This is a genomic window from Rhizobium laguerreae, assembly GCF_002008165.1.
Lineage (GTDB): Bacteria > Pseudomonadota > Alphaproteobacteria > Rhizobiales > Rhizobiaceae > Rhizobium > Rhizobium laguerreae.
Genome location: NZ_MRDM01000014.1, coordinates 89,753 through 106,818 on the forward strand (window position 1 = coordinate 89,753; position 17,066 = coordinate 106,818).

Sequence of the window (17,066 nt, forward strand, 5' to 3'; positions counted from 1 at the left end):
GGTCTCTGTGATTTTCATGAAGAAGCCCTTTGATGCACTCGTTCCAGCCAGCTCAGACGCAACGACCTGCGCCGCGCCCTGAACAGGGCGTTTTTCAGCGCGTGCCCATCAATATGCAGGGCCGGCTGATGCTTGCGAACTACGAGGAATTCGAATGCATGGTGATCGACATGTCGCCTGGCGATATGTACGTGACCTGCCTCGGCCGGCCGCGCGCCAACGAACGCGTCGTCGCCTATATCGACCATCTCGGCCGCGTCGAAGGTTATGTCCAGACGATCGATGGCCGCGGCTTCACCATGTCGATCAACGCCACCGACCGGAAGCGCGAGAAGCTGGCGGCCCAGCTCACCTGGCTTGCCAACAAGCACGAACTCGGCCTGCCCGAGGATCGCCGCCATGACCGTTTGACGCCACGCGACACAAAGACCGAGCTGACGCTCGAGGACGGTACGCGTTATTTCTGCCGCATCATGGATCTTTCGCTATCGGGCGCTGCCGTCGACGTCGAGATGCGCCCTTCGATCGGAACGGCGGTGCGCCTCGGCAACATGCGCGGTCGCGTCGTGCGCCATTTCGTCGAAGGTGTGGCAATCGAATTCCTGTCGATCCAGTCCCGCGAAACGCTGCGGGAATTCCTTTAACAGCTGCTGAAAATTGTACCGCTTTCCAGGGTTCCCTGGGTGCAATTCTCGAGCGACTTCCATAGATCGCGATTGCCAGGTCCGGCGCGCGCCCGGTCAGGTCGTGTTGAAAAGCCTGCACGTCTTGGCACGAACTTCGCAAGCGGCAACGAATCTGGCTTTGGAAAGCAAGCGCGAAATCCTGTCGCAAGTCGTTCCACCCAGTCGGCGGATAATATTATGAGTGGAACAAGCTGCGACACTGATCGGCACCCGTCTTCCCTTCGTCAGCGATATGATGGATAAGGTCCGCTTCGTCCGCAGGTGCGCCGATGTCAGCTCTTTATCCCGAAATCGAACCTTATGATCACGGCCTGCTCGATACGGGCGACGGCAATCTTATCTATTGGGAGGCCTGCGGCAATCCCGCAGGCCGGCCGGCACTGGTGCTGCATGGCGGGCCTGGCTCCGGCTGTTCGACCGCGGCGCGGCACTATTTCGATCCCGACGCCTACCGAATCATTCTGTTCGATCAGCGCAATTGCGGCCGCAGCCTGCCGAGTGCCGCCGATCCCGAAACCGATCTCTCCCTCAACACCACCTGGCATCTCGTTGCCGATATCGAGCGGCTGCGGGCCTGTCTCGGCATCGATACCTGGCTCCTTTTCGGCAATTCCTGGGGGTCGACACTGGCGCTCGCCTATGGCGAAACCCATCCGGATCACGTCGCGGCGATCGTCCTGTCAGGCGTGACCACCACCCGCCGCTCGGAAATCGACTGGCTCTATCGCGGCATGGCACCGCTCTTCCCGGAAGAATGGCACTGTTTCCGCCAGGCGGTCCCTCCGGGCAGCCAGGGACGAGACGAGGACATGGTCGCCGCCTATCATCGTCTCCTCAACGATCCGGACCCGGAAACGCGCCTCAAGGCGGCGCGCGACTGGCATGACTGGGAGGCGGCCTCGATCCTGCTCGCCGATCCTCAAGGCCGGCCGCGCCGTTGGGCCGATCCGGCCTATTTGCTGACGCGCGCCCGCATCATCACCCACTACTTCACCCACAGTGCCTGGCTGGAGGACGGCCAGCTTCTGAAGAACACCGCGCGCCTCACCGGCATTCCCGGTATCCTGCTGCAGGGAAGGTTCGACATCGAGGCGCCGCTCGTCACGGCCTGGGAACTCGCCCGCGCCTGGCCGCAAAGCGAACTCAGCATCATCCCGCATGCGGCACATTCCACCGCAAATCCGGATATGAGCGCGGCGATTGTAACTGCCACCGATCGATTTCGCGATTTTCCTCAAAAATAATTTTCCCGCCCACACCGGCGATCTGAGCGATATTCTGCTTTTGAACCGGCCGAATCGATCAATTCCGGCGGCATCGTCGGCCGGCGGCACGCCGCCGCAGACCGCTTATCGGCCGACGGAATTTATCTGGCTCAACGAAAATCCTTAACAGCAGGACGGCAGCGCAACCTTTTGGCAGGCGAAAGCCTTGTTGCGTGCATTAAAATTTTAAACGAATTCGCGACAAATCCGAATCGAATTTTATGCGCATTCGAATCTCTTTTTAGCCAAGCTTTATCGGTATTTGAATCAACTAAGCCTTTAATTCTATTGCGTAATTTTGCGTGAGATAAAAACGTCTGTGCCATTGTCACCTCAACTTACGGGGAGACGGCAATGACAACTGCAAATATCCTGAAAGGCGGCTTTCTGGCCGGTGCCATCATGATGGCAATGGCGGGTTCGGGACAGGCGATGCCCGCCAGCATGGCCCTGGCAGGCAATGCCAGCCCGCCGATCGGACACTACGAATTCTGCAAGGCCAACCCGACCGAATGTGTCGAGGTCGGCGGCGATGCCGGACCGACCATCCTCACCGAGGATCGCTGGAAGGAAATTCTCAAGGTCAATTACGCCGTCAATTCGTCGATCCAGCCGATGACGGATGAGCAGATCTACGGTGTCGAGGAGCGCTGGGCCTATCCGCGCACCGTCGGCGACTGCGAGGATTACGCCCTGCTGAAGCGCAAGATGCTGATCGATGACGGCTTCTCTCCCTCCGACACGCTGATCACCGTCGTGCTGCAGCCGAATGGCGAAGGCCATGCCGTGCTGACTGTTCGCACTGATCATGGCGACTTCATCCTCGACAACATGCGCAACAAGGTGCTGCTGTGGTCGGACACCGAATACACCTATCTGAAGCGCCAGTCCGCCGACGATCCGGCCCGCTGGTCGAAGCTTCAGGATGGCCGCGCCGTCGCGGTCGGTAGCGTCAAGTAAACAGCCTGCCGGTCATTGCCGGTTGCTGCCTGCGGCCCGGTCAGTCCCCGCATCCCGTCCCCGACCGGTGCCCAAGAGCCGTTCCCGCTGTCCCGGGAACGGCTCGCCCCTTTGAAGATTCCACACCAGTGCGTTAGTGAATTGTTAACCTAGCCGGTCCGATCATGACGATAAGAATCATCATCGGCACCGGCGGCTCATGTTCTTCCTGCGGCGGACCGAAACGCGAAGAACCGCCATGAGCCACGCCGCGCGCAGCGCACCCGACGAGCAGCCGCTTCTTTCCATGGGGTTTCTCCTCCGCACGATGGCGGTGATTGCTGTCCTGGCGGTCCTGACCATAGCCATCAGCATCGGCGGCCGCTGGTTCGGCCGGCATATCTCGCTTGCCGGCAACACCGACAGCACGGTTGAAATCCAGTTGGCCATCGGCCGCGACACCGTAAAATTCCCCGAGAATATCATCCGTTTCCCGAGTCAAAGGCATGAAGGCGCCGCCGAGCGCATCGATCTTTACCTCGCCTGGCCGGAAATGCAGGGTTACGGCAAGGAAAACCACCTTCGATTCGACGATATCGCCCAATTCTCCGGGTTGATCTTTCTGCAGATCACCCAGAGCACCATGTCGCGCGACATGTCCGGGCGGCTGGAGCCGATCTATTCGCATCTGCTCGAAGGACCGGCCGAGCCCTTCCGCGACGGGCTGACGCTGCACCGTCTTCGCGCCGATGCGGGTTACGGCGACGAGGTGCTGCTGACGGCGCCCGTCAAGGGCGGGCCGGATTACGTCGTGCGCTGCATCTTGCCGTCGGCCCCGGATAAGGCAGCGGGCGGAGATTGTCAGCGCGATATCAAAGTCGGTCGGGATCTCAGCGTTCTCTACCGCTTCTCAAGCAGCCATCTCGACGACTGGGAACATATTGATGCCGCTATCCGCACCTTTGTAGACGCGCGTCTTGTGAACCGTTCTGCGACAAGTCCCTAGAATGCTCTCCGGACAGCGAAATAAACGATTCATCATAAACGGATTGGTAACGCCCAACCGGTAATTTTAGAAGACGAGCTGTGCGGCGGGAGGTGTGCGGTTCCTGCCGAAATCTGAAGTGCCAAATATCTGAAATGCAAGCGAAGAGTGGAATAGTGTCAAGGTCAGTCTCCTCCGTATCATCGTCCCGATTCGGCAGTTTTTTCGCAAGGCTGCTGGCGATCCTTTCGGTGGCCGTCACGATCGTCATGGTCGATTCGGTGAATGCCGAAGCGGAAGCGGCAAATCCGAAATATGCAGGCATCGTCGTCGACGCCAAGACCGGCAACGTTCTCTACAGTGAGAACGCCGACCGGCTGCAATACCCCGCCTCCCTGACCAAGATGATGACCCTCTACATGACCTTCGAGGCATTGGAGCAGGGTCGCATCCGCCTCGATACGCCGGTTCCCTTCTCCGCCTATGCGTCAGCCCAGGCGCCGACCAAGCTCGGCGTGCGCGCCGGCGGCACGATCACCGTCGAGCAGGGCATTCTCGGTCTCGTTACCCTGTCGGCCAATGATGCCGCAACCGCGCTCGGCGAAATGCTGGGCGGCGGCAGCGAGGATCGCTTCGCCCAGTTGATGACCGCCAAGGCGCATGCGCTCGGCATGACGCGCACCACCTATCGCAACGCCAACGGCCTGCCGAATACGGCGCAGATGACGACGGCGCGCGACCAGGCCCGCCTCGGTATCGCCCTTCGCCAGCATTTCCCGCAATATTACGGCTATTTCTCCACGCGCGCCTTCAAGTTCGGCAGCCGCACGATCCGCAGCCACAACCGCCTCGTCGGTTCAGTGCGCGGCGTCGACGGCATCAAGACCGGTTACACCCGCGCTGCCGGTTTCAACCTGGTAAGCTCGGTGCAGGTCGATGGCAAATCGATTGTCGGCGTCGTGATGGGTGGCGCCTCGACGCCCGCCCGCGATGCCCAGATGCGCAATCTGATCGCCACCTATCTGCCGAAGGCATCGAACCGTGGCGGATCGTCGGCGCTGATCGCCCAGGCGGCCCCTGCCCCGACGATGATCGAGACACCCGCTCCGGTCCAGCCCAAGAAGGCTCAGCAAATGGCGAAGACCATCACCGCAGCGCAGCCGGTTTCGGCAGCCGCTGCCGATCTCAGCCTGCCGCACAAAGGCCCGCTGCCGGATGCGCGCTATCAGGTCGCCGAGACCGAGGTCGCCTATGCCGAGACCGCTGCGCCGAAATCCGACAATCCACTGGTAGCACAGCCGATGCCGGCGCCGACCAAGGTCAAGACCATGACCTTCAAGCAGCAGGCAGCGGTCGCCGCACCAAAGCCGACGCCCGCGTCTATGCCGTCGGAACAGGGCGATACGTCGGTCGATAACGTCACCACTGCGTCGACCACTCCCTCCCCGACTCGTGCTGCTTCAACCAGCAATGGACCGACCGGCTGGGTCGTGCAGGTCGGCGTCTCGCCGAGCCGGCAGATGGCCATGGACCTTCTGGAAAGCGCCAGGAGCAAGGGCGGCAAGGCGCTGGCCTCGGCAAAGCCCTTCGCGGTCGCCTATGCCGCTGGTGGTGACCAGCTCTACCGCGCTCGCTTCGGCGGCTTTGACGATCAGCGCCACGCCGTCAACGCCTGCAAGGCCTTGAAGAAGGCCGGCATCAAGTGCTGGGCGGCTGCCCAATGAACTATTCGATGCTGCCTGCAAGATGGCCGGCGGCATCGGTGACGGCCGGAATCGGTGTTAGCGTTTCCGGCCACCGTTCTTGAACTCGATCAGTATTGCGTACGAGGAAAACAATGGCGATCAACGAGAATGTTCCGGGAATGTCTTCAGACCGCCGCATGGCGGCCAAGGGGCGCTCATCTCTGCATCCGCTACACGAGGCGGCTTTGCGCCTCGCCGAGATCGGCCTGCAGCGTCCGAAGGCGAAGTCTCCGAAGACCCGGGATCTCATCAATCTGCTGCTGTGCCACGGTGCACGCGCCTGGCGCTATTCTCAGCCCGAAGCCCGTATCCATCTCCATGTGACCTCGCCGGATGGCAGAGCGCCGGTGCAGTTGCGCCTGCGCTGAACCCTAAGGGCTAGAGCAGACCAAGGTCCGTAAGCTCGCGGCGAAGATCCGCGGGCATTTCGAGAATGCCGGCGCCGAGGCTTGTCAGGTCGCGCGGCACGTCGTCCTCAGTGTAATAACGCCAGCCCTGGAAGGGACGCTTCGGCTGCACGGCCGTCTCGATGACCTCAGGGCCGAGCATCAGGCGGCAGCGTGAAATCCCCTCGCCGTCGGTGAAGGTCTCGATGTCGAGCAGCTTCTGCCTCGCCTGCACCTGCCCCTTGATCACCCAGTAGAGCGAGCCGCCGTCAAGCAGCTCCTCCATACGCTTCGGCGCCATGCGCGTCGTATGCACCGAATGCGGCTCGAGCCCGGCGGCGATGGCACGTAGCGAGCGTTCCGCCACCCATTCGCGCAGATCGTCTATCGAGTCGGCGCCGACGCAGAGTTTGATGAGATGCAATGCCATGCTGCCGTTGAAATCCTTTTGGCAGCGAGCGTCAAGCGTCAAGCACCTGATGTCCACAAACTCAGCATTCGACGACGTTGACGGCAAGACCGCCGGTCGAGGTTTCCTTGTATTTCTCGCTCATGTCGTGGCCGGTCTGGCGCATCGTCTCGATACAGGCATCGAGCGGCACGAAATGCTGACCGTCGCCCTTGATGGCGAGCGAGGCCGCCGTGACGGCCTTGACCGCGCCGAGCGCGTTGCGCTCGATGCAGGGAACCTGCACGAGGCCGGCGATCGGATCGCAGGTCATGCCGAGATGATGTTCGAGCGCGATCTCGGCGGCGTTTTCGATCTGCGCCGGCGTGCCGCCCATGACGGCCGCAAGCCCCGCGGCAGCCATCGCCGCCGCCGAGCCGACTTCGCCCTGACAGCCGACCTCGGCGCCCGAGATCGAGGCATTGTGCTTGATGATGCCGCCGATGGCGGCGGCCGTCAGCAGGTAATCGCGGATGCCGTTCTGGTCCCAATCCTCGTGGAAATGCTCGTAATAGCGGATCGTCGCCGGAATGACACCGGCCGCCCCGTTGGTCGGCGCCGTCACGACGCGCCCGCCGGCTGCATTCTCCTCGTTGACGGCCATCGCATAGACGCTCAGCCAGTCATTGGCGAGCAGCGGGTTGACGCGGTTGCTGCGCCACTCCTCCTCCAGCTTGTCGTGAATCCTGCGGGCGCGACGTTTGACGTTGAGACCGCCGGGCATGATGCCCTCGACCTTGAGGCCGCGCTCGATGCAGGAGCGCATCGCCTCCCAGATACGGTCAAGCCCCTGGTCGAGTTCCTCTTGGCTGCGCTGACTCTCCTCGTTCGCCCGCTTCATCTGGGCGATCGACAGCCCTGAGCGTTCGGCCATCTCAAGCATCTGCTTGGCGGTGGAGAAGGGATAGGGCACACGCGTGCCGCCGGGCGCGTTCTTCTTCGCCCGCATCTGCTCGAGCTCAGTGTCGGTGACGACGAAGCCGCCGCCGACCGAATAATAGATGCGCTTGACCAGAAGCCGGCCGTCTTTGTCATAGGCGGAAAAGACCATGCCGTTGGCATGGCCGGGCAGCGGCTGTTTTTTGTCGAAGATCAGGTCGGTCTTCGGCTGGAACTGATAGGCGGGATGGCCCTCCGGCGTGATGCGGCCGGTGCGCTCCACGGCGTCGACGATGCCGTCCATCCGGTCGGGATCGACGCTGTCGGGCGCCTCGCCCATAAGCCCGAGAATGACAGCCCTGCCCGTGCCGTGGCCGATCCCGGTATGGGCGAGCGAGCCATGCAGGCTGACCTTGATGGCTGTGACCTGCGCGCCCGATGACGGGCGTGGCCATTCGTTCGAGAGGATCAGCTCGAGAAATCGGTTGGCGGCCGACATCGGACCCATCGTGTGTGAGCTCGACGGCCCGACACCGATCTTGAAGACATCGAATACCGAGAGAAACATGGGTGCGCCTTCTGAATACGAGGATGCAAGCTTAAGCGAGGTCGGTTTCGAATCCGTGCAGCACACCGACATCGCATGGAGCCGGTGCGACATTCCGGCTGCACACTGGAGCACCGCGTGTCCAATAGGACGCGCAGGCACTTTGAGTGTGCGCATAATCCTTCCCGAAAATCGAATCCGATTTTCGGGGTCATGCGCTAAACCAAGTAGTCCGCCAATGAAGCCTATGCGGAGGAAGAACTGGTAGCGCTATCTTGACAGTCTGCACCGACTCCCAATGTCCTGCTGACGTCGATGCTAGACGACACCTTTGTAGCTTGGGAGATGGGACACATGGCGCTCAAACGGATGGACAACATAGGAATCGTCGTTGAAGACCTCGGAGAGGCAATTGATTTCTTTGGCGAACTCGGCCTCGAGCTCGAAGGGCGGGCTGCGATCGAAGGAGAATGGGCTGGACGTGTCACTGGACTGGGCGATCAGCACGTCGAGATTGCCATGATGCGCACGCCTGATGGCCACAGCCGGCTCGAGCTCTCCCGCTTCCTCAGGCCGCCTGCTGTCGCGGATCACCGCAATGCCCCGGTGAACGCTCTAGGCTACCTCCGCGTCATGTTCGCCCTTGATGACATCGACGAGACGCTTGAGAGGCTCCGCAAGCGCGGCGCGCAGCTCGTCGGCGAAGTCGTGGACTATCAAGACACCTATCGGCTCTGCTACATCCGCGGGCCTGGAGGGCTTCTCATCGGACTCGCCCAAGAGCTTAGCTGAGCTATGCGCGAAGCTTCCCGTTGCGATCATCTTGAATGACCGTGCTGTCGGCTCCATCCCGGGGCTCGGCCGTCGTCGAGATTTGTCGTTGATCGGCCATGGCTGACGTTGCGCCGTTCCCCAGGCGCTTTTCGATCTCCTGCAGGCCGAGAATTGCGCGGTCCATTTGGTCGGCCGGAGTTTCGCGCGAAACCAGACGCCAGCGATTGTCCTGCCATATCAGGACCAGCAGCCGCCGGCCTGGAACCTCTATCGTCTCGTGGATGAACCATGCCCCGGCTACCGCAATGCAAAGCGTCACCACAATGAGCGCCGGTTCGGGCATCAAGGCATCAAAGGTCAGACGCGCCAGGAACATGATGGGGACATGGAAAAGGTAAAGTGAAAAACTGATCTTTCCGAAAAACCGTACTGGTGCAGCTGCCAGGACACGGGCTGCGATGGGAGGCTGTCGAGCGACGAGCCCGACAACGACGGCCGCGGCCACCGCACTTTGAAGGCTCCAAAATTCGGGGGAAAAACCGGGCAAGATATGCCGGTAAGTGAAAAACACCGCCAGAAGGAAAAGCGTTGAAATACCTGTGAGGACAGATGGAATCCAGTTGTTCCAGCAGGAATGCATGATCCCGGCAAGTGCGCCAAAAAGAAAGTAAGGAAGCTTGGAGACGAGCACTATTCCCGGGCCCGGCAATTCAACCAGGCCATCCACGACGACGACCACGGCGAGGCCCACAATCAAGCCGCTATGCCGGTGCGGCTGGGCCAGGCAGAGCCACAGGACGGGAAAGAGCAGATAGAACTGGATCTCGGGCGGTATCGACCAGAAAACACCACTCGAGCCAAGCAGAAAGACATGGCGCACAAAATCCGTGCCGCTAACGATCGGCTGAACAAAATCCGGATTTTGCATGCTCGACAGCATCGCTACGAGAACGACGGCCACCAGGTAAACCGGATAGATGCGGGCAAAGCGGCTCACAAGAAAATCCAGCACGTTTTCTCGCGTGACCGGCCGTGAGCCGTAAAGATGAGCCATCAGGAAGCCGCTGAGAGCAAAAAACAAACCGACAGCTTCGTCGCCCATCGTCACGAGATTCGGAGCTGTGATCGGAAAGATAAGGCCAATATGGGCTCCAACGACCAGAAGCGCAGCGAGACCGCGCAGGCCGTCGAGACTGGGGATGTAATCCGGCCTGCTCATGAGTCACTTTTGAACTAGGTTGGTCAACTTCAGTCCTGACAATTGGCCATCACGACTTTACAAGCGGTTAACGCGGCGTACTCATCTGGCGGTTGCAGGCGCGATCGATGGCACTGACTTCGCTCCAGCGTGAGAGCGCTAGGTCCCAGCCCTCAATCTGCGAGCTAACGGACGCCGCATTGCCATTTTTAGTCCAGAAGTGCCGGTCGACGATCCACCAAACCTTGTCGTTTCCCGACGGCTCGATTATGCCGAACTGCCGCATGGCCGAAAGCCCGCGTAAAGCCGCCGAACTCGGCCATGCGGCATAATCCGACTTGCGGCATAGTGGCCGCGTTCATGCGGAGACCGAATCACTGATGACGACGGCGGATTATATCGCTCTGGCCTTCTTTGCCTTTGTCTGGATGGGCTATTCCTGGCTGCTGCATGGCCGCACCTTCTTCGGACGCACCAGCCTGACCCATGCGATGACCGAACGGCGCCGGGAATGGATCTACAATTCGCTGCGCCGCGACCTGAAGATGATCGACACCCAGATCATGGCCGGCCTGCAGAACGGCACCGCTTTCTTCGCCTCGACCTCGATCTTCGCGATAGGCAGCTGCTTTGCTTTGCTCGGCGCGACTGAGAAGGTCGACGCCGTCTTCGCCGACCTGCCCTTCGTCTTCCATGGCGGCCATGCCGTGTTCGAGATGAAGGTCGGCGGGCTGGCAGCGCTTTTCGGCTACGCCTTCTTCAAATTCGGCTGGTCCTACCGGCTGTTCAACTACTGCACCATCCTCTTCGGTTCGATCCCGATGATGCGCGACACCGAGCGCGACGTCATCGCCGCCGAGCGGGCCGCTGAACGCGTCATCCGCATGAACGTCATCGCCGGCAGCAATTTCAACGAGGGCCTCAGGGCGATCTTCCTGTCGATCGGCTATCTCGGCTGGTTCATCAACCCCTATGTTTTCATGATGACGACGGCGATCGTCATCGTCGTGCTGACACGCCGGCAATTTTTCTCGCAAGCGCGACTGGCGATCATGGACAGCGGCCCGCCTTTAAATCTCCACCTTTCTGCTATTCGCCGCGATATGCCGTCGAGCGGCGGAAATGATTTATCCGAGGGACTCTGATGACATTGCCGGCAAGTAAAGCCGATGCGGCCGCAAGACTGCCGCGCATCGGTCTATTGGATACGGCACGCGGCGTCGCGCTGATCGCCATGGCGAGCTACCATTTCAGCTGGGACATGGAGTTCATGGGTTATCTCGCGCCGGGCACGGCCGAGACCGGCTGGCTGAAGATCTATGCCCGGGCGATCGCCACGACCTTTCTCTTCATCGTCGGCATCAGCCTGGTGCTCTCAAGCACGCCTGAGATTCGCTGGCCGTCCTTCTGGAAGCGTTTCGGCATGATCGCCGCGGCAGCCGCGGTGATCTCGATTGCCACACGCATCGCGATGCCGAACGAGTGGATCTATTTCGGCATCCTGCACTGCATCGCGGTGCTCACGCTCGTCGGCGTCGTTTTTTTGAGACTGCCGCTCGCCGTCACGCTCATCGCTACGCTCGTGCTCTTTGCCGCCTGGATCACCGATAATTTCGGGCCACCCGGCCTGCTTCGCTCATCCTTCTTCGATCCGCGATATCTCGCCTGGATCGGCCTTGCGGTGACGCCGGAACGGTCCAACGACTACGTGCCGCTGTTTCCCTGGGCAACGCCCTTCTTCACTGGGTTGAGTATCGCCTCGATCGCCATCAGAACCAAGCTGCCGCACGGGCTTGCCGCCGTCGGCACCGGCTCCTGGTGGCCGGCAAGGCTCGGCCGCCACAGCCTTGCCTTCTATCTCATCCATCAGCCGGTGTTGATCGGCATCGCCTATGGGATTTCCCTGGTCGTCCCGCCGCAGGCGCCGGATCCGGTAGCAACTTACCTAAGGCAATGCAACGCCTCTTGCCTGATGCAGCAAGGCGAAGCGCTCTGCCACAGCTTCTGCCAGTGCACGCTGGGGAAATTGCAGGCGCAAGCCCTGTTCACGCCATTGCAGGAGGGGGCGATCGACATAGAGAACGACGAGCGGGTCCAGGCGATCGCCTCCGAATGCAGCGGCGAGAGTGAGCCTGCGCCCGCGCCACTGCCCCAGCAATGATCAGGTGGTGACGCCGATTTCGGCGAGCCGGCCGAGGCAGGTCTCTTCGATAGCGTCGAGTTCCGCCAGCGTGTCGTCGATATCCTTGCGCTTCTGGCGCAGGTCGTCGCGCTTCTCGTCGACGCGCTTCATCAGGAGTTTCAACTGGCCGAGTTCGCCCGGCGGCTCCTTGTAGACCTGGATGATCTCGCGGATCTCCGCGATGGTGAAGCCGATGCGCCGGCCGCGCAGGATTTCCCCGATGAGCCGCCGGTCGGCTTGCCGGAACAGACGCGTACGCCCGCGCCGCTCCGGATGGATCAGTCCCTCATCTTCGTAGAAGCGGAGCGTGCGCGTCGAGACCCCGAATTCGCGCGTCAGTTCCGTTATGCTATAATATTTGTTCACCGGCATGTGTTCCCCGTCGTCGGACAGACGATAATATTGACTTTTACGTAATAGTCAATTTTTGGGCGGTTCAGATGCCGAACCACCAGGTGGCGATACCAAGAAAGGCGAAGAAGCCGGTACAGTCCGTCACCGTGGTGACGAAGACGGAAGAGGCGATCGCCGGGTCGGCGCCCATCTTGTCGAGCAGCAGCGGCAGCAGGATGCCGGCAAGGGCTGCCGCCATCAGGTTGATGACCATCGCCGCCGCAATCACGCCGCCGAGCTGGTAGTCGTGGAACCAAGTCCCGGCGATCGCGCCCATGATCGACGCGAAGACGATGCCGTTGAGGATGCCGACGCCCGCCTCCCTGCGGATGATGCGGCCGGCATTGTAGATGTCGAGATCGCGGGTCGCGAGCGCGCGCACCGTCACCGTCATCGTCTGCGTGCCGGCATTGCCGCCCATCGAGGCGACGATCGGCATCAGCACGGCAAGCGCGATCATCTTCTCGATCGAGGCGTCGAACAGGCCGATGACGCTTGCCGACAGCATCGCCGTGCCGAGGTTGATCAAAAGCCACAGGAAGCGCGAACGCACCGTCGAGAACACATTGTCCGACAGCTCTTCATCGCCGACGCCGCCGAGACGCTTAATGTCCTCGTCCGCCTCCTCGTGGATGACGTCGACGACGTCGTCGATGGTCAGCACGCCGACCAGCCGGCCGTTTTCGTCGACGACGGCGGCCGAGAGAAGGTCGTACTGCTCGAAGAGCTGGGCCGCCTCCTCCTGGTCCATCTCGGCCGGAACCGGATGGTTGGTCTCGCGCATGATCTGCTCGATCTTGGTCTGCCGCTTGGTGCGCAGGATCTGGTCCAGATCGACGGCGCCGAGCAGCTTGAAGGTCGGATCGATGACGAATATCTGCGAGAAGGAATAGGGCAGATCCTCTTCGTCGCGCATGTAGTCGATCGTCTGGCCGACCGTCCAGAATGGCGGCACGGCGACGAATTCCGTCTGCATGCGGCGCCCGGCCGAGCTTTCGGGATAGTCGAGTGCCCGCCGCAGCCGCACCCGCTCGGTGAACGGCAGCTGGGCGAGAATCTCTTCCCGGTCCTCCTTGTCGAGGTCTTCGAGAATGTAGACGGCATCGTCCGAATCGAGCTCGCCGATGGCTGCGGCGATCTGCGCGTTCGGCATCTGGTCGACGATTTCGCGGCGGATCGCCTCGTCGACCTCGGTCAGCGCCGTCATGTCGAAATCGTCGCCGAGCAGGCGCACCAGCGCCAGGCGCTGATCCGGCTGGATCGATTCCAGCAGGTCGCCTATTTCGGATTCATGCAGGCGGGCAACGTTCTGGCGCAGGAACAGCGTGTCGCGGTCGGCGATCGCAGCACCGACGAGCGCCAGGAAATCGCCGCGGACATTGCCGTCCTCGTCGTAGATATCGGCTTCCTCGTCATCGGGACGCCTGCGAATGCGGTCTTCGCCATCGGTCGTCGTCATCTGCCGCCCTCGCATCTGGTTCGAATTTCAACGACTGCCGCGCCGCATTCGCAAATGTCGGCCGAAAACACATTGTCAACAAGCGGATAAGCAAATCCCGCGCGAGGCTCCCGCAACCGGAATTCTTGGCCCCTGCTAGCCCAAAGCATCCGTGTCGTAAAGCGGCAAACCGTGGTTCGTGATGACAATGCACGCGGCCGGCGATAGTTTCCTCACCCGTCCAAGCAGAGGAAGCCTGCCCCATGCCCATCCGTCCCATTCTGCGTTATCCGCATCCGGGCCTCAAGACTGTCTGCGCGCCGGTGACGGTCTTCGATTCCTCGCTCACAGCGTTTGCCGAGGACCTGCTGGCGACGATGCGCGCAGCCCCCGGCGTCGGCATCACCGCCGCCCATATCGGCGTCTTCAGCCGTGTCACGGTGCTGGAGCTCGACAAGGCCGACGGCGTGCGCCTTTACGTCAATCCTCATATCACCTGGTTTTCGAAGGAGACGATGAACCATACCGAAGGCAGCGTCTCGATGCCCGGCGCGACAGACGAGGTCACGCGCCCGCGGGCGATCCGCTTCCGCTATCAGGACGCCGAGGGCGCCGTGCACGAGGACGGTGCCGAAGATTTCCTCGCTATCTGCATCCAGCACGAAGTCGACCAGCTCGACGGCATTTTCTGGCTGCAGCGCCTCTCACGGCTGAAGCGCGACCGTCTCGTGAAGAAATGGGAGAAGGCCCAGGGCTGACAATCACGGCTGACAAATCGCCGTCCACGCCGAACCATTCGCCGTCGCCGGCGTTTCCAGCAAAGAAACAAGGAGCGAGTGCAATGGCAAGGATCGGTGACAAGACCCAGTTTTCCCGGGAGAAGCCTGAGCTTTCCCGGGAGGAAGATTATCGCGACCTCGAAGAGCGCAATCTCGACGACGGCTGGCCCTATGCCGATGGCAGCGGCGCCGGCACCGGCGGCCCGGATAATCGTCCTTACGGCGAGACCGCGGCCAATTTCGACAGCGATCCCAACAAGGGCTTCCGGATCGATGGCACGGATGAAGACGGCAACGAGAACCGCCTGAAAGATTCGCTGCGCGCCGATACGATCGACCGCGATGAAAGCGACGATCTCGAAGCGCGGGTGAACGACAATCTAGAAAACATTCCCGAGGTCGATATCGAAAGCGTCGAGGTTCATGCAGACGGTCATGTCGTTACCCTGGAAGGATCGGTGGAGACGATCGGCATCGCCCGCAAGGTCGAACTCGGCGCGCTTTCGGTCGACGGCGTCCATCATGTCCGCAACAAGTTGCAGCTGACCGGTGTCGACGCGCATATCCCCAACGAGGACTAACGCATTACGCACAGCGCAGATCATCAACGGCAGGGCTGCCGCCTCCGTTGATGATCGTTCCCAACATTACCAAAAATTAACAATTTACGATTGTAGCGGCAACTGTCTTATTGACGTGACCAATTGCCAATTTCTGTTAGGCGGCTTCTGTCACGAGAACGTCAATCCCGTTGACAACACCGTGATTTCATTCGGACAAAAGGTCGCGGCCTACGCCGTCATATTATCACAAAATTGCCTGAATTGGAGCGCGATCTCCTGTGTGCCGAGGGTTAGTTTGTGTTGTGGAATTCAACAGCAGATTGAGGAGATAGACCCATGCGCATCAAATTTGCCCTTGCCGCGTCCCTGTTCGCCGTCAGCCTTGCAGGCGCTGCCTTCGCCCAGCCGACCTATTCGAGCGACTACACCAATGACAGCGATGGTTTCGCGCCGAGCCCAATGTCAAAGCCGGCCCCGGTCCACTACAGCAGCCACAAGGCCCCGGCCTATTCCAGCGACTATACCAACGACAGCGACGGCTTTGCCCCAAGCGCCATGGCGACTCCTGTCGTCGACAAGACCGCAACGGCCGGTATCAACCCCCTGCCCCCATGCCACAGCATGATTGGCCCGAAGGGATCCCACACCAAGGGTGCAGACAGCGGCGCCTCCCGTACGGAAGCATGCCGCGCGACACATTGATCCGATAAAGGCTGGGATCCGACAAAAGAAAGGGCCGGAAATCGGCCCTCTCTTTTTCAATCCATCTCTACGCCGGCGATTGTTCCCTAAAGCGTCAGATTTCCGCCCGTCGTTTCGCCGAAAACCGCTTCGAAGGCGGTGCGCAGCCGCATATCGACATCAGCCATCATCACGGGCAAGCCAAGATCGACGAGGCTGGTCACGCCGTAGGCCGAAATCCCGCAGGGCACGATGCCGCCGAAATGATCGAGATCCGGATCGACGTTGAGCGACAGTCCGTGGAAGGTGACCCATTTCCGCAGTCTTATACCGAGGGCGGCGATCTTGTCCTCGGCCATCGTCCCATCGGCCAGCAATGGCTTTCCCGGCCGACGCACCCAGACGCCGACGCGATCTTCACGTCGCTCGCCGCGCACATTCATCATGTCCAGTGTACGAATGACGACATCTTCGAGGGCGGCGACGAAGGCGCGCACGTCCTGACGCCGCCTCTTCAGATCGAGCATGACATAAGCGACGCGCTGGCCGGGTCCATGATAGGTGTATTCACCGCCACGTCCGGTCGCGAAGACCGGAAACCGGTTCGGCTGGACGAGGTCCCTCGCATTGGCGCTGGTGCCGGCGGTATAGAGCGGCGGATGTTCGACGAGCCAGACGAGCTCATCACCGCCATCGGCGATTACCGCCACCTCGCGCTCCATCGTCTCCACCGCCTCCTCATAGGGAACGAGGCCGTCCGCAAAGCGCCAGCGGACCGGTCGGGTGCCGAGTTGGGGAAGCATGGAAAATTCGAGATCGGTGCGAAGCATGGCCATTCCTTGCCGCTCTCCCCGAAATGCCTGTGAAATAGGGGCGGCAGGACAGTTATATGGACCCGTTTCGGGGCCAATTCAAATGCTGTGAGCGGTTTTCAAAAAAACTGTCATATCGCCCTTGTGCACCCCAGAAGCTTTTGCTACATGCTGCCCCGCCGACGCAAATCGGCACCTACCACGATGCGGTCGTGGCGGAATTGGTAGACGCGCAGCGTTGAGGTCGCTGTGGGGCAACCCGTGGAAGTTCGAGTCTTCTCGACCGCACCATTTCCCTTCAGGGAAACGCTCTCTAAGCGACGATTTCGTTTTCACCTCGAAGCCATTTGCGATTGCTCGGCTTGA

General features: G+C 61.0%; 19 protein-coding genes and 1 tRNA gene. 13 read left to right on the forward strand and 7 right to left on the reverse strand.

Going from position 1 to position 17,066, the window contains the following annotated elements:
* Positions 1-32 precede the first annotated feature (32 nt).
* Positions 33-644, forward strand: a complete 612-nt coding sequence (locus BS630_RS16190; RefSeq protein ID WP_077978221.1) for a PilZ domain-containing protein — start codon at positions 33-35, stop codon at positions 642-644.
* 311 nt (positions 645-955) lie between these two features.
* Positions 956-1,930 carry a prolyl aminopeptidase gene (pip, locus tag BS630_RS16195; protein WP_077978222.1) on the forward strand — a complete coding sequence of 325 codons (975 nt, stop codon included), beginning with the start codon at positions 956-958 and terminating at the stop codon, positions 1,928-1,930.
* Positions 1,931-2,061: 131 nt separating this feature from the next.
* Here pip and BS630_RS36550 read toward each other — a convergent pair whose 3' ends face one another.
* Positions 2,062-2,277 (reverse strand): hypothetical protein, encoded by a 216-nt coding sequence (locus tag BS630_RS36550; protein WP_131642174.1) that lies wholly within the window; start codon positions 2,275-2,277, stop codon positions 2,062-2,064.
* 28 nt (positions 2,278-2,305) lie between these two features.
* Between BS630_RS36550 and BS630_RS16200 the strand changes: the two genes are divergently transcribed.
* The 4 genes from BS630_RS16200 (at position 2,306) to BS630_RS16215 (ending at position 5,988) form a co-directional block, all read left to right on the forward strand.
* The gene (locus BS630_RS16200; RefSeq protein WP_077978223.1) at positions 2,306-2,911 is read left to right on the forward strand and encodes a transglutaminase-like cysteine peptidase; all 606 of its coding nucleotides are present in this window, start codon (positions 2,306-2,308) and stop codon (positions 2,909-2,911) included.
* 199 nt (positions 2,912-3,110) lie between these two features.
* Complete coding sequence (locus BS630_RS16205; protein WP_077978224.1) at positions 3,111-3,896, forward strand: hypothetical protein; 786 nt, start codon at positions 3,111-3,113, stop codon at positions 3,894-3,896.
* Between the two features lie 134 nt (positions 3,897-4,030).
* Positions 4,031-5,599, forward strand: coding sequence for a serine hydrolase (locus tag BS630_RS16210; protein ID WP_077978225.1), 1,569 nt, complete (start codon positions 4,031-4,033; stop codon positions 5,597-5,599).
* 113 nt (positions 5,600-5,712) lie between these two features.
* A complete protein-coding gene (locus tag BS630_RS16215; RefSeq protein WP_077978226.1) occupies positions 5,713-5,988 on the forward strand; it encodes a hypothetical protein in 276 nt (91 codons plus the stop codon).
* 10 nt (positions 5,989-5,998) lie between these two features.
* Here BS630_RS16215 and BS630_RS16220 read toward each other — a convergent pair whose 3' ends face one another.
* Together BS630_RS16220 and BS630_RS16225 are read right to left on the reverse strand one after the other, a co-directional pair.
* Positions 5,999-6,436 (reverse strand): DUF1489 family protein, encoded by a 438-nt coding sequence (locus BS630_RS16220; protein ID WP_077979195.1) that lies wholly within the window; start codon positions 6,434-6,436, stop codon positions 5,999-6,001.
* Between the two features lie 61 nt (positions 6,437-6,497).
* Entirely contained in the window at positions 6,498-7,901 is a 1,404-nt protein-coding gene (locus BS630_RS16225) for an L-serine ammonia-lyase (RefSeq protein WP_077978227.1), read from the reverse strand.
* 333 nt (positions 7,902-8,234) lie between these two features.
* On the opposite strand from BS630_RS16225, the gene BS630_RS16230 reads away from it, so the two are divergent.
* On the forward strand, positions 8,235-8,672 hold the full coding sequence (locus BS630_RS16230) for a VOC family protein (protein WP_077978228.1): 438 nt from the start codon (positions 8,235-8,237) through the stop codon (positions 8,670-8,672).
* Between the two features lies 1 nt (position 8,673).
* On the opposite strand, the gene BS630_RS16235 is transcribed toward BS630_RS16230, so the two are convergent.
* Positions 8,674-9,873 carry an acyltransferase family protein gene (locus tag BS630_RS16235; protein WP_077978229.1) on the reverse strand — a complete coding sequence of 400 codons (1,200 nt, stop codon included), beginning with the start codon at positions 9,871-9,873 and terminating at the stop codon, positions 8,674-8,676.
* 359 nt (positions 9,874-10,232) lie between these two features.
* Here BS630_RS16235 and BS630_RS16245 point away from each other — a divergent pair, with 359 nt between their 5' ends.
* Positions 10,233-10,997, forward strand: coding sequence for a DUF599 domain-containing protein (locus BS630_RS16245; RefSeq protein ID WP_077978231.1), 765 nt, complete (start codon positions 10,233-10,235; stop codon positions 10,995-10,997).
* A complete protein-coding gene (locus BS630_RS16250) occupies positions 10,997-12,013 on the forward strand; it encodes a heparan-alpha-glucosaminide N-acetyltransferase (RefSeq protein ID WP_077978232.1) in 1,017 nt (338 codons plus the stop codon). The genes BS630_RS16245 and BS630_RS16250 overlap by 1 nt, the downstream gene beginning before the upstream one ends.
* Here BS630_RS16250 and BS630_RS16255 read toward each other — a convergent pair whose 3' ends face one another.
* The gene (locus BS630_RS16255; RefSeq protein ID WP_011652104.1) at positions 12,014-12,406 is read right to left on the reverse strand and encodes a MerR family transcriptional regulator; all 393 of its coding nucleotides are present in this window, start codon (positions 12,404-12,406) and stop codon (positions 12,014-12,016) included.
* Positions 12,407-12,470: 64 nt separating this feature from the next.
* Positions 12,471-13,886 carry a magnesium transporter gene (gene mgtE, locus BS630_RS16260; RefSeq protein WP_025394678.1) on the reverse strand — a complete coding sequence of 472 codons (1,416 nt, stop codon included), beginning with the start codon at positions 13,884-13,886 and terminating at the stop codon, positions 12,471-12,473.
* Positions 13,887-14,128: 242 nt separating this feature from the next.
* On the opposite strand from mgtE, the gene BS630_RS16265 reads away from it, so the two are divergent.
* The 3 genes from BS630_RS16265 (at position 14,129) to BS630_RS16275 (ending at position 15,909) form a co-directional block, all read left to right on the forward strand.
* Entirely contained in the window at positions 14,129-14,623 is a 495-nt protein-coding gene (locus tag BS630_RS16265) for a peptide deformylase (RefSeq protein ID WP_077978233.1), read from the forward strand.
* An 83-nt stretch (positions 14,624-14,706) separates the two neighbouring features.
* Positions 14,707-15,225, forward strand: a complete 519-nt coding sequence (locus BS630_RS16270) for a BON domain-containing protein (protein WP_077978234.1) — start codon at positions 14,707-14,709, stop codon at positions 15,223-15,225.
* 318 nt (positions 15,226-15,543) lie between these two features.
* A complete protein-coding gene (locus BS630_RS16275) occupies positions 15,544-15,909 on the forward strand; it encodes a hypothetical protein (RefSeq protein WP_020050075.1) in 366 nt (121 codons plus the stop codon).
* Positions 15,910-15,995: 86 nt separating this feature from the next.
* On the opposite strand, the gene lipB is transcribed toward BS630_RS16275, so the two are convergent.
* Positions 15,996-16,724: a lipoyl(octanoyl) transferase LipB gene (gene lipB, locus BS630_RS16280; protein WP_077978235.1), complete on the reverse strand. Its 729-nt coding sequence runs from the start codon at positions 16,722-16,724 to the stop codon at positions 15,996-15,998.
* Positions 16,725-16,906: 182 nt separating this feature from the next.
* On the opposite strand from lipB, the gene BS630_RS16285 reads away from it, so the two are divergent.
* A tRNA-Leu gene (locus BS630_RS16285) sits at positions 16,907-16,991 on the forward strand.
* Positions 16,992-17,066 lie beyond the last annotated feature (75 nt).